The sequence below is a fragment of the Virgibacillus kekensis genome (assembly GCF_042654125.1).
GTDB classification, from domain to species: Bacteria; Bacillota; Bacilli; order Bacillales; family Amphibacillaceae; genus Lentibacillus; species Lentibacillus kekensis.
Genome location: NZ_JBHSFU010000004.1, coordinates 517,097 through 530,164, shown reverse-complemented (window position 1 = coordinate 530,164; position 13,068 = coordinate 517,097). Strand labels below are relative to the sequence as shown.

The window sequence follows — 13,068 nt, the reverse complement described above, 5'->3', positions numbered from 1 at the left end:
CATTTTCACCTCAAAGAGGATTATATGGATTTTGGCATAATCTCCTTGCTTTAGTCATCCCAGTTTCACCCTGATTAAGGCCAAAGAAATGTACCACCCTTGACATCTTTTTTTCCACCGATTGATACAAAATGTACCAGTGATTGACAAGCTGTTTACCACTTTACCTTCTGTATAATTAATGAGCATGCCTAGAGGCGTAACATTGTTATGCAGGAGGTATTTTTTATGAATCGTTAACGTACGGTATTGGAATTACACGGTGAGGGCAATCAGTCTTAGAGGTATTGCTGCGAGTGCCGGCAACTCTCGTCAAAAGGTAATGGAGATTATCGACTTAGCCGAAAGGAAAAGATTTAGTTTGTCCGCTGTTTATGGCAGACTAATAATGTAAGGAATGGCATTTAATTTATGTAGGGGGGCTACGCCCCCCTACATAAAAAAAGAACCACTTGCCAACCTCTCCAAATAACTTTAAACTCCTCGTTGGACCAACAACGTTCGACAGGAGGCTATTAGGAGATGTTAGCAGTGGCTCAAATTGATTATATCAGACATGAAGTAAACCAGAAAGGTGATACTTATGCCAGCGTGGGAAGAAGGATGGGGATAGATTCCCGCACTGTCCGTAAGTATGCCAATCAGGAAGAATTCAAGAAAAGGGAGAAACAAAGCCGTCCCTCACCTGTGATGGATCCGGTGAAGCCCATTCTGGATAAATGGATTAGAGAGGATTTGAAGAAAAAGAGAAAGTATCACCGGACTGCGGAAAGAATGTTTCAGCAGCTAAAGAAGTTTCATAGTTTTAAAGGATCCGCAAGTTCTGTCAGAAACTATGTGGCTGAACAGAAACGGAAACTCAAGGGGGAAGTGACGGAAGCTTCATTGCCTCTGGAATCCTTTCCCGGAACTGCGCAGGTTGACTTTGGGACAGCGCCTTTTAAGTATCAATCAGAAACCATTGAATTGCCTTATCTGGTTATGTCTTTTCCTTACAGCAATAGTTTTTACTTTCAGGTTTTTCCGTCGGAAAACACAGAGTGCCTATTAGAGGGACTTAAAAGGATGTTTCACCATATGGGAGGCGTGCTAACACTATTCGATTTGACAATCTATCTCCTGCCGTCAAGAAGATTAAGGCAAAGGGTGACAGGGAGTTAACCGACATGTTTGAGAGGTTTGTCCTTCACTACGGATTCAGTTATGAGTTCTGCAATCCAGGAAAGGGAAATGAAAAGGGCCATGTGGAGGCGATGGTGAAATACATAAGGAATAACTTTCTGTTGTCGGAGAACACCATTGCCGAACTCGACCAATTTAACGAAACGTTACAACGGCGGAGGAAGACCGCGATCGACCCCACTACGAAAAGAAAATAAAACAGACGGCACTGTTTAAGGAAGATCAGGATAAATGGTTGGCTCTTCCCGATAAATCCTTTGAGTGTGCTCTTCGTATGGATCTGAAGGCTGACAAATGCGGAATGGTATCCGTGGATGGAAAGCACTATTCTACTTCCCCTAGATTTGCGAAGCAGAGGGTAAGGGTTAGTATTTCCTATAACCGTGTAATCATCGTGGATGAGAATGGGGAAGTCATTGTCAGACACTCCAGACTGTATGGGGTCAGAAAGCGTTCGATGATATGGCAGCCTTATCTTACATTACTATCCAAGAGGCCCAGAGCCATTAAGTATTCCAGCCTGTATGAGCATTTTCCGAAAATATGGACGGATCATTTGAATAGTTGTACGGAGCCGGAGCAAAAAGAAATCTTACGATTACTGGGGCAGCTGTTAAAGAATGAAGACTTCAGTTTATTAAACGAGGCATTAAGAATTGCTTCCGTGCACGGCCATCCGAGCGCCGACCAAATCAAGCATTGCTTCTATTCTTTGATGAATCAAGAGACCCCTCATACAGCAATCAAACTTAATATGTCCCTGCCAAAAGTGCCGGACATAACACGTGGGCTGTCTCATTATGACTCACTCCTCCAACAAGGAGGTGCGGCAGATGACCGATCAAATTGAGGCATACGCCAAGCGATTGAAACTAAGCTGGATTAGGGAGAATTACCATGCCATCGAAGCTACAAGTAATCAGGAGTACCTTTTGAAGCTATTTGAAAAGGAAGTGCAGCATCGCGAGGAAAGGAAAGTTAATTTACTATTAAGTCAGGCACAGCTCCCCAAAACGGGACACGCTCCGTTTCAATGGGAACATATTCAAATCCCTCAAGGGATCGATCGGGAGTACGTGTTAAATGGGGACTTCATTAAAGAGAAGGAGAATTTAATTCTATACGGCGGGGTCGGGACAGGCAAGACCTACCTGGCAACGTTGATCAGTTTGAATGCCATACATAGGTTTGGCAATCGGGTGAAGTTCTTTACGGTGGCCCAATTGGTGAACAAGTTGTTGGACGCTAACCAGCAGGGCAGTCTAACAAAGCTGATGAAGCAAATTGAGAAACTGGATTTATTGGTTTTAGATGAACTCGGATATATCCCTCTCCATAAAGAGGGGGCAGAGCTTCTCTTCCAGGTTATCTCCATGTGCTATGAGAGGAAGAGTATCATCATAACCACTAACTTACAGTTTGGGCAGTGGAACCATGTATTTGGAGACCCTGTACTAACGGAAGCAGTCATTGATCGACTGATTCATCATTCGCATTTACTTTTATTTACCGGAGATAGTTTCCGATATAAGGAATCATTACTAAATGAATAAATTAGAGGTGGCAATGTGGTTACAATTTTAATTGCCAATTCATACATTTTTTACTTGCCAAATACATGTCCGCTGGAAGAAGAGGTGCCCGAGCGATGGATTGAAGAATTTCTCATTCCTGTGTGGAGCTTAGAGGAATCTGGGCGCCAACCTCTTGTGAATGCTTACAGCCATTTAATTGATCCAGTAAGGTCATCTTTTTGATCCATCTCGGACATGAATTTGACCCAATCAAGACATCACTAATCCGCCCTCCTATATCATGAAGAAGCATATATGTGCAAATTTATTGTATTGGAGTTTTTTATCAGTATTTTCACTAGAGAATAATTAAATGGACTTTGTTGTTTCTGTTGGGTATAGGAAGCATAGAAGCTAAATATCATCTTTGGGTGTTACCAGGAAAACTTGTAGCCTTATCAAAAAACCCTTACTTATTCTTTGCTTTATGCGCAACCCAATCAAAGTGTTTACTCAACTCTATCACTTCTTCTTTTTCTAGCAACCTCCAATCGTTTTTCTTTAGAATGTATGAATCTTTAATATTATATTTATGGAAAACATTGAGCACTTCTTTAAATGATTGATAGGATACAGCTCTACCAGCATTAGGGGAGAATTCTTTACCTGTTATGAGATAATCAATTGAAACATCAAATAGCTTTGATACCTTTTGCAGAGTATCCAGGGAATGACTAGCTTCCTCACGTTCGTAAGTGCCGAATACATTTTCAGAGAATCCAAGAATCTTACTTCCCCCTCTTTTGGTGTATCCCTTTATCTCGCGTTCATTTTCCAACCTTCTGCCAAATCCTTCCATCCCATATTCCCCCTTCTATCGCATAGAAAGTAACACAGGGGAACACTGGAAATTATAAAAACATAATAAATGTGTTCAAAATTTGTAAATTCATTAATAATAAACTATATTGTTGTGTATTTGCGAGGTTGGAATAGATTGGAATTAAACTGTATATGGGGGTTGAAATGGTTGGGAGTGAGTTTCATGCGACATCTTATAAAATGTCCAAGTTGCAAGGTCTTCTTTAAGAGGAATGACGTTGTAACGCTTAATTACCTGAACACTGTTTTCTATATTGGTTGTTTTGATAGCGGTTACAGTTGGCCCATAAAGGATATGGATATCTACTTCAGGATTATAGAGCGTTATCCATACCTGGCATAGGGAAGCCAATGGAAAGGGGATAAAAGAATTGAAGGAAAAGCTACTGATAAGTCATGCAGATTATTTTCACAAAATCAACGAAGAATGCTTTATTACAAAAATAAATTTGTCACTCAGTCGATGAATATAGAAGGGTATCGGGATAGCCTTTATTTGAAATGGAAGCTTTACAATGAATTTCAACCTGATCACGGTTTGCTTGCCAGTTATTTCAATTGAATGATGCAGCAAAAAATGGCGGAAATGATAAATCAGGATCGTTCTTGTTAAGGGACGCATATATATCATATCAATTAAGAAGATACATAGGGTTTATTATCCTCCACTATGTCTTTTTCTTTCCGGAAAAGAAAATTGAGGGTAACAGGATTAAAGAGGCTTGGAGTCAGGCTATGAACACAGCGGATAATTCTTTACCACTTTTTAAAAATATCTGGGTCAATCTTAAAGATGGATTTATTATGGCAGCGGCTATACTCCCATCCATTTTATCGGTTGGTTTATTGGGATTGGTTCTTGCCACCTATACACCTGTCTTTGATATCCTGGGTTATATTTTCTACCCTTTCACAATAGCCCTACCTGAACCGTTGCTTGCAGCCAAGACTGCAGCTATTGAAATAGCTGAAATGTTCCTGCCGGCATTGCTCGTAGTGGAGGCTTCCTTGGTTACCAAGTTGTTGTTGCGGTACTATCTGTATCAGCAATAACCTTCTTCTCAGCTTGGTGCCATGTATTTTATCGACGGATATACCAATCAACATTCCAAAACTGCTAGTCATATGGGTGGAGCGTACAATTCTTACTATATTATCGTTACACCGATTGCTTATTTGTTGTTGTGAAGTTTTCTAGATGGGGCCACTCTAGGGTGACCTTTAATATTTGACTGTTTTTTTCGCAATTAATGTTTAAATTGATATTGATAATATACAATGCCTAACAACTGAGTTCTAAGTTTTCCAGGTATGAAAGTAAGTAAAGAGGTAGATTTTCCTCTTTTCTAATAGTTCAGATCCAAAAAATTTCATGACGGTATACGTGAAAATGTTTCTTTGCGTACTGACTTCTGATAAATGGTTTTATATAGATTCACTAACTTGCGAACGCTCATAATTGGGAAGCTAACATTGTAGATCGAATTAAAACTTCTTGTAAGAAATGCTCTGCAGTTTGTTAAACTAACAATCTGTAGTTTTTTTAATGGTTGGTAAATGTATTGGCACCACAAGGTGAATTCTTTGTTAACAAGATGTCGAGGGTGGTTTTATATAGGGCAATCTTTATTCATTTATATTTTTGAATGCAATCTAAATAAATAACTTAATCGGCCTTGTGCTATTTTTTTATATAAGACATAATGATTAATAAAGTTTAAAGATTTTTCAATGGAGGTAATAAGTTGAAACAAAATACGAATCTGATTTCAAAAACAATTACCATTCTAAGAGCATTCACCGATGTGAAAATGGAGTGGGGGGTGAATGAATTATCTCGCTATGTAAACATTCCGGTGGGTTCGTTACATCGTCATCTTAGTATCCTTAAAGAAGAAAATATACTAAATGTATCTTCAGCAACAGGAAAGTATACTATTGGTGAAGAAATGATTCGATTATCATCAATTGTATCGTCAAGAGTTAAAATCAAGGATGTTGCTAAACCCTTTTTAAAAAATTTGGCTAAGACAGTAGACCAAGCTGTTTATTTAGCTCTATATCACCCTCAATATAAGAAGTTATCTTTTGTTGAAAGTGTACAAAGCTCCAATGCTTTACAATACATTCTTGACATAGGGGTTTTACAACCTGTACATATAGCTGCGAGCGGTAAAGCGATCCTATCCCATTTGAGTCAGGAAGAGAGAGAATCGCTAATTAGTAATTTGGAACTGGGCAATCATGAGATAAGAAATTTAAGTAGGGAATTGGAAGTAATCCGCAATGAGGGTTATGCAATGACTGCCAACGAACGTAAAAAAGGTGCTCTAAGTATTGGGGTTCCTGTTTTTGATGTTTCACACAAAGTTATAGGTAGTATAATCACTGTTATTCCAGTTAACAGTTTTGAAGCGTCTCAAAAGGAATTCATTGTCCATCATACAAAGAAGACGGCTAGCGAAATCTCATATGCTATAGGATACAATGAGCATATTGATAAATAAGAATATTTGTAGATATTTTAAACAATTTATTGAAACTTCAAAAGGTGTATGTTATAGTTAGAAAAATTCAATTATTAGAAATTGGATTTATTTTTTTCCTTCAGTATTGGAATGCTATTCCATCCAGTGGAATAAAATTACCCACATAGAAAGAGGAGGAGCGAATGAAGTATTGGAAACATGAGAGTGAAATTACTAGTTACATACCGCCAAATCATGATTTTACAAATAACAGAAGGATGGTCAGTAAGGAGGATGGGATAAACAATGTAGAAATGATTATCGGAGAAATGAAGGAAGGAGGAGGGGCAGTACCCCATTCACATGATGATATTGAACAACTTATGTACATTCTTGAGGGGAGGATGTATGCGAAAATTGGGGAAGACGAAGCGGAATTAACCCCTGGATATTCCGTGATCATTCCCAAAAAGGTGACACACGATATAAGGAATGCAGGCAAGGGGACGTTGAAATTTGTTTTAATTTATAGCCCGGGTAAGAGGGGAAGGTAGTTATTTTTGTTAGAAAATGTAAACCCTTTCATTAAAAATAAGTAGGAGGTAGAGATCATGATGACAAGAAAGTTTATGATTGTTTGTTTAGTTTTAACATTCTGTGGTGTCATTTTGGCTGCATGTGGTGATAGCTCGTCGAGCAGCCAAGCAGAAGGTAGTGACAAAATTAAATTGAAGGTAGCGGATTCATTTCCAACTACAAATCTACTGTCCAGTGAAGGTATTGTTTATTTTATGGATAGGGTGGAGGAACTCACTAACAATAAAGTAGAATTTGAATACTTCCCGGCAGAGCAAATAGGTAAAGCAGGGGACTTTTTGAATTTAATTCAATCAGGAACAATAGATATCGGATATACATCATATGCGACAGACAAATTACCATTAACCGAAGTACCTACCCTACCAGGAGCCTATAGTACCTCCCAGGAAGGAACAAAGATATTCTGGAAATTAATGGAGGGTATGCTGATTGAGGAAGAATATAAGCCAAATAATCTTCGTCCTTTGTGGGCTGTACCGATACCACAGTATCAAATAGCAACCAAGGATAAAAAGGTTGATAGTTTGGAAGACGTTAAAGATTTAAAAATGCGAGCAACAGGCACTATGGAATTCAGCCTTGATGAATTAGGTGCTTCTCCAACGTTTATGGCAGCTCCAGAGGCATATACCGCTCTTGAAAGAGGGACTGTGGATGGAGTTGTATTCCCATTCACCAGCTTTAAACCTTATCAAATGCAAGAGATTATAGAATATTCAACAGGAAATGCAAGACTTGGGAGCTTTAATGTGGTTTACTCCATTGATCAGAAAGTATATCAGGAATTGCCAAACGATGTAAAGAAGGCTATCCAAAAAGCAGGCCAGGAAACAATGGATCATCTCTCTAAATTATTGGATGAGAAGAATAAAGAACTAAGAAAAGAGTTCAGTTCACAGATGGAAATTGTGATGCTTGAGGAAGCAGAACTTAAAAAATGGGACAAAGCATTAGAACCGGTTTGGGATAGATGGGCGGAAGACCTAGAAAGTCGGGGTATTCCTGCGAACAAGGCAATAGAAAAATATAATAAATTTAAAGAAGAAATAAGTGAATAATGACAAATTAATATTGTGTAAGTGAGAAATAAAGAGGGTAATTTCCTTAAATTTACCCTCTCTTTATTTAAATATTAAGGATGATCCCTTTTCCCAGAAAGGAGTTTGTATGAAAAAAATAAATAGCATTTTCGATAAGGTAGAACGTGCTTCTTTATTTATATCCAAATGTGGATTATTTGCAATGATGGTCCTTGTTTCATCTGATGCGATAGGCAGATATTTTTTTAATAGTCCAATAGTCGGAACGTATGAATTTGTAGAAATGTACCTAATGATGATTACTATTTTCCTTAGTATGAGCTATGTCATGAAGATAGGCGGCCATATCCGTTTGGATATTGTAATAGATCGATTAGCTAAAAGTGTGCAAATGAAGTTGAATTTCTTTTACTACCTGATAGCAGCGGTTTGGATGTTTTTCATTGGATACTATGGGATGCAAATTACGATTGAGGCCTGGGCAAAAGATCTTACACAATCAGGAATAGTTTCATTTCCCTTATGGTTGTCATATATATGGGTTCCGATTGGTGCATTCTTATTTTCAGTAAGATTGATCCTACTATGCATAAATATGAAAGGAACAGGGAGTGTTTTGAAGGGGGAATGAAATCTTGACTATTTTTATACCATTGTTATTGCTGGCTTTATTTCTGATATTTGGTATGCCAGTCGCATTTGCAATCGGGATTTCCGGATCAGTCGGATTGATTCTTGCCGGGGGATGGGATTCTTTTACGGGTATTTTACTCACTGCCCCATATGCGAGTGTAAAAAGCTTTCTGTTGAGTGCCATCCCTATGTTTATATTGATGGCTTCATTTATGACAGTCAGTGGAATAATGAAGGATCTCATAAACGCTGCTTATAAGTGGCTCGGTAGATTGCCAGGAGGTTTGGGGATTGCAACCGTATTTGCCGGGGCAGTTTTGGGTGCAGTTTCCGGCTCAAGTCAAGCATCAGCTGCTACTATGGCAAGTTCTGTCGGGCCTGAAATGAAGAAATACAATCATAAAACACCTTTTATTTTAGGCGTAGTAAGTATTTCGGGAACACTAGCATGTATGATACCACCTAGTATTGTATTAATACTTTATGGAATCCTAACCGAGACCAGTGTAGGTGCTCTATTAATCAGCGGTATTATACCGGGTATTTTAACTGCTTTAGGTTACATTATCGTCATTTTCATTTGGGTAAAAGTTAAACCTGAAGTTGCTCCGAAAATAGATATAAAACCAACAATAAAGGAAAGGATATCCTCACTTAAAACTGTATGGCCTATGTTAGTTATAATAATTGCTGTACTAGGTGGGATATACAGTGGATTCATTACAGCCACTGAAGCTGGAGCTGTTGGCGCATTAATTACTTTTCTGGTAATTCTCTTCATGGGAAGATTTACCTTTGCAAAGATAAACTCGGCACTAAATGATGCAATAAAGTCTTCTACGATGATTCTAACGATTATTATAGGCGCTCATATTTTCGGTTATTTTTTAACAATAACACAAATAACTCAGCAGCTTGTGATGCTCGTTGAAGGAATGGAAGTTTCACGATATGTAATCTTGTTATTAATTGTATTCATTTATCTGATTTTGGGGCTATTTATGGATCAATTGGCCATTTTAATTCTAACGCTTCCATTAACTTTTCCAATAATAATATCGCTTGGTTTCAATCCAATCTGGTTTGGAATCATTGTCACCAAAACTGCTGAAATAGGGTTGGTTACGCCGCCATTGGGGATGAATGTCTTTGTCGCATCAGGTGCTTCTGGCCTGAAAGCTTCGGAGGGATTTAAGGGAGTCGTTTGGTTTGTATTGATGGACTTATTAGTGTTGGCAATATTGATTCTTTTCCCAATACTTTCGACGTGGTTACCAGGAAAAATGTAAGAACTTTAATCTATATGGGAGGTAAGTGAAATGAGCCTTTTTCGAACCTTTTTGTTTGTTCCAGGGTCTAATAAGAGATGGTTTAATAAACTGGCAAACTATGAATCAGACAATATTATATTAGATTTAGAGGATAGTGTTCCCCTTGTCAATAAAGACGAAGCGAGGGAGAATGTATTAAATTCTATATCAGTTTTAGCTGCTCAACAACAGAAAGTTTATGTACGCATTAACAAAGAGGCCTTTGTATACTCTCAAAAAGATCTTCATGCAGTTATTCAGCAAGATTTAGAAGGATTAGTACTACCAAAAGTAAATGGTCCTGAAGATATTGAAGAAGTTTCGAGTCAAATTGCAGAAATTGAGAAGGTTAAAAACTTACCAGTCGGAAGTGTGAAATTAATACCAACCTTGGAATCTGCTCGTTCTTTATACTTGGCATATGAAATTGGGTTAAAGGACAGAGTCATAGGTATTGCCGGACTTACAGCAAAAGACGGGGATATTCAACGCTCAATAAATTATCAATGGACTCCGCAAGGATTTGAAACGCTTTACTATCGGTCCAAAATTGTTCTGGCAGCACGAGCAGCAAATGTAATTCCGATTGGTGGATTGTGGCAGGAGGTACATAACCTTGAAGGGTTAAAGAAAAGTGCTTCCTTTAACAGGCAACTTGGTTATGATGGGGAGATGGTGTTACATCCATCTAACGTACCTATTGTAAATGATATATATTCTCCGACCGTAGAGGAAATCGACTATTACAGAGGCATGTTAATCGAATTCGAGAAAGCTGAAGAATCGGGATTAAATGCAGTTATTTATGATGGGAATCATATTGATGCTGCCCATATAAAAACCGCAAGACGCGTGTTGGATTATGCAAGCAAAATCTATAGTTAATTCATAAGGGGGGATTATGATGGGCCATGGGAAGTATTTTGAAGAATTAAATGTTGGGGATGTATATGAACACGGTATCACCAGAACTGTAACAGAAACTGACAATTTACTGTTTACGACATTAACGCATAATACTCAACCTCTACATTTGGATGAAGAATATGCCAGAAACACCTTTTATGGTGAGAGAGTCGTTAATAGTCTATTTACGTTATCCTTTGTGGTCGGGGTGAGTGTAAGTGATTTGACCTTAGGAACTACTCAAGGAAATCTGGGATTTGAAAATATAGTATTTCCTGCCCCTGTTAAGATTGGGGATACGCTATATGGAAAAACAGAAATAGTTGATAAAAGGGAATCTAAGTCGAGGAAAAATGCTGGAATAGTATGGTTTGAACACAGGGGCTACAACCAATATGACAAACTAGTTGCAAATGTTAAACGGGTAGGTTTAATGCTAAAGAAAGATAGCAAAGAACTACAGACATCATAAGAAAGAATTGATTATTTAGGAGGGATAACTTGAGTGGACCACTAAGTCATCTTAAAGTCGTGGATTTCTCCTCAGTATTGATGGGTCCCTATTGTACCATGTTGTTAAGTGATATGGGTGCAGATGTTATAAAAGTTGAACGCCCATCTGGAGATTCGACTCGATATATAGGCCCTTCGCGAAACAAGGGTATGGGAAGTATGTTCCTAAATTTAAATAGAAATAAAAGAAGCATTACGCTAGATTTGAAAAGCGAAAAGGGGAAGAATGTACTTTTAAAGTTACTAAAAGAAAGTGATGTTTTTGTTCATTCACTTAGACCGCATACCATGAAAAAATTAGGATTGGCATACGATGACATATTAGAGGTTAATTCGAAGATTATTTATTGCGGACTCTACGGATTCAGTAAAGATGGACCGTATCGGGCTAGACCTGCTTATGATGATATTATCCAAGCAGGATCAGGTATAGCAGCCGTACAAGGAGAGATGGCAGGAGAACCACAATATTTAACGTCCTTGATGGCGGATAAAACAACTGGATTAATTGGATCCAACGCCATTATTGCTGCACTACTGCATAGAGAACGATCAGGAGAAGGACAGGAAATAGAAGTGCCAATGTTTGAGTCAATGGTCTCATTTTCTATGATTGAGCATATGTACGGGGAAACTTTTTCTCCTCCTATAGGTAACTCGATTTACCCGAGAGCGGCTTCACCGTACAGAAAACCATACCGAACATCTGATGGTTATATAAGTGCGATGATGTACAATGATAAACAATGGCTTTCTTTTTTTGAAGTGTCGGGGAAAGAACACCTAAAAGATGATGCTAGATTTAAGGATATTCATGCGAGAACCCAGCATATAGATTTTGTGTACAAAACAGTGGAAGATATCATGGAGACCAGAACAACAGAGGAATGGCTTACTTTGTTGGAACAGGGTGATATTCCCTGTGTAAGGGTGAATAGACCTGAAGATTTATTTCATGACCCTCACCTAGATGCAATTAATTATTTTGAAGAAGTGGAACATCCGACAGAAGGGAAGATAAAAAATATTAGATTCCCTGCAAGTTTTTCCGCTACTGCTACTGATACAAGGCGATTAGCTCCTCGTTTGGGTGAACACAGTGAAGCGATACTGAGGGAAATGGGATATGACGAGAAAGAAATTGAGGGAATTTTAGAGCAGGGACCACAATATATATAGGTGCGTTAAATGAAAAATATAATTTGATACTTCTACCATTATATGAATAAATTAGAATCTGCCTTTAACTCTTTTGAAAGGCAGATTCCTTTTTTTAAATTGTATTCTCTTTGTAACAAAAGCATTATACGATTTTAATTATTGAGATTTTATTCCTTCTCTTTCAATATAAACCCTATCAAATCCAGTATTAGTCTTGCAGCGAGTTGGCTGGCTTGGCAGGTGTTGATTTGGGTGACCTGGAGAAAAAGGCTATTCCTAGCCAAATAGTAGGTTATGAGGAAGATAATAATCGATATGGTGCGGATCATGAATTTGTCCATCTTCGGTCAACTCATCTCGAGCTCCTAATCCATTTTCTGCAAGGAACAATGATAATTGATAGCGATACATATAATCTGTTTAATGAAATTTGCAGACCAATTGGGTCAATAGGCGAGTCCCATTTATTCAAATGAAAGAAGCAATCAAGGATGGCGTTGAACTAATGGGGTACACCTCATGGGTATTGATTTAATTAGCTGCGGTACATCACAAGTGTCAAAACGCTACGGATTTATTTATGTCAATCAAGATGACAAAGGAAATGGAAGCCTGGAACGATACAAAAAAGATTCGTTCTACTGGTATAAAGATGTTATTGCGTCCAATGGCGAAAATTTAGGTGAATAAGCTGTAAGGATAAACCACCCGGGAAGAAACATGTTCTCGGGTGGTTTGTATTTGGAGAGGATTGATAATTCAGGGAAAGGTCATTTTCAAAGACATTGAGAAGCGTGGGGATGGTTCTTGTGTTTACTGATCTTATTGTAAAATTTTTGGAATACACAAGAACCGTCGC

At 38.2% G+C, this 13,068-nt stretch carries 11 protein-coding genes and 3 pseudogenes; 13 read left to right on the top strand and 1 reads right to left on the bottom strand.

All coding sequences use genetic code 11. From position 1 onward, the window contains the following. Nucleotides 1–522: 522 nt before the first annotated feature. Together istA and istB are read left to right on the top strand one after the other, a co-directional pair. Nucleotides 523–2,032: pseudogene (gene istA, locus ACFO3D_RS06855) on the top strand (IS21 family transposase). Then, a complete protein-coding gene (gene istB, locus ACFO3D_RS06850) occupies nucleotides 2,016–2,735 on the top strand; it encodes an IS21-like element helper ATPase IstB (RefSeq protein ID WP_390294132.1) in 720 nt (239 codons plus the stop codon). Before istA ends, istB begins: the two are co-directional and overlap by 17 nt. Nucleotides 2,736–3,165: 430 nt before the next feature. Here istB and ACFO3D_RS06845 read toward each other — a convergent pair whose 3' ends face one another. Then, on the bottom strand, nucleotides 3,166–3,555 hold the full coding sequence (locus ACFO3D_RS06845) for a helix-turn-helix domain-containing protein (protein WP_390294130.1): 390 nt from the start codon (nucleotides 3,553–3,555) through the stop codon (nucleotides 3,166–3,168). Between the two features lie 707 nt (nucleotides 3,556–4,262). On the opposite strand from ACFO3D_RS06845, the pseudogene ACFO3D_RS06840 reads away from it, so the two are divergent. From ACFO3D_RS06840 to ACFO3D_RS06790, 11 genes and pseudogenes are all read left to right on the top strand, one after another. Continuing rightward, a pseudogene (locus tag ACFO3D_RS06840) lies at nucleotides 4,263–4,766 on the top strand (YjiH family protein); the annotation flags it as partial. Nucleotides 4,767–5,323: 557 nt separating this feature from the next. Further along, a complete protein-coding gene (locus ACFO3D_RS06835) occupies nucleotides 5,324–6,085 on the top strand; it encodes an IclR family transcriptional regulator (protein ID WP_390294128.1) in 762 nt (253 codons plus the stop codon). A 164-nt stretch (nucleotides 6,086–6,249) separates the two neighbouring features. Next, nucleotides 6,250–6,600: a cupin domain-containing protein gene (locus ACFO3D_RS06830; protein ID WP_390294126.1), complete on the top strand. Its 351-nt coding sequence runs from the start codon at nucleotides 6,250–6,252 to the stop codon at nucleotides 6,598–6,600. Nucleotides 6,601–6,657: 57 nt separating this feature from the next. Next, the gene (locus ACFO3D_RS06825) at nucleotides 6,658–7,704 is read left to right on the top strand and encodes a TRAP transporter substrate-binding protein (protein ID WP_390294124.1); all 1,047 of its coding nucleotides are present in this window, start codon (nucleotides 6,658–6,660) and stop codon (nucleotides 7,702–7,704) included. Between the two features lie 109 nt (nucleotides 7,705–7,813). After that, on the top strand, nucleotides 7,814–8,317 hold the full coding sequence (locus tag ACFO3D_RS06820; protein ID WP_390294122.1) for a TRAP transporter small permease: 504 nt from the start codon (nucleotides 7,814–7,816) through the stop codon (nucleotides 8,315–8,317). Between the two features lie 4 nt (nucleotides 8,318–8,321). Beyond that, nucleotides 8,322–9,608, top strand: coding sequence for a TRAP transporter large permease (locus ACFO3D_RS06815; RefSeq protein ID WP_390294120.1), 1,287 nt, complete (start codon nucleotides 8,322–8,324; stop codon nucleotides 9,606–9,608). 30 nt (nucleotides 9,609–9,638) lie between these two features. Then, on the top strand, nucleotides 9,639–10,514 hold the full coding sequence (locus tag ACFO3D_RS06810) for an HpcH/HpaI aldolase/citrate lyase family protein (RefSeq protein ID WP_390294118.1): 876 nt from the start codon (nucleotides 9,639–9,641) through the stop codon (nucleotides 10,512–10,514). Between the two features lie 16 nt (nucleotides 10,515–10,530). Then, complete coding sequence (locus tag ACFO3D_RS06805; protein WP_390294116.1) at nucleotides 10,531–11,007, top strand: MaoC family dehydratase; 477 nt, start codon at nucleotides 10,531–10,533, stop codon at nucleotides 11,005–11,007. 29 nt (nucleotides 11,008–11,036) lie between these two features. After that, nucleotides 11,037–12,227, top strand: a complete 1,191-nt coding sequence (locus ACFO3D_RS06800) for a CaiB/BaiF CoA transferase family protein (protein WP_390294114.1) — start codon at nucleotides 11,037–11,039, stop codon at nucleotides 12,225–12,227. A gap of 215 nt (nucleotides 12,228–12,442) precedes the next feature. Continuing rightward, complete coding sequence (locus ACFO3D_RS06795; protein ID WP_390294112.1) at nucleotides 12,443–12,685, top strand: hypothetical protein; 243 nt, start codon at nucleotides 12,443–12,445, stop codon at nucleotides 12,683–12,685. Next, nucleotides 12,679–12,899, top strand: a pseudogene (locus tag ACFO3D_RS06790) (family 1 glycosylhydrolase); the annotation flags it as partial. The gene ACFO3D_RS06795 and the pseudogene ACFO3D_RS06790, both read left to right, overlap by 7 nt. Nucleotides 12,900–13,068 lie beyond the last annotated feature (169 nt).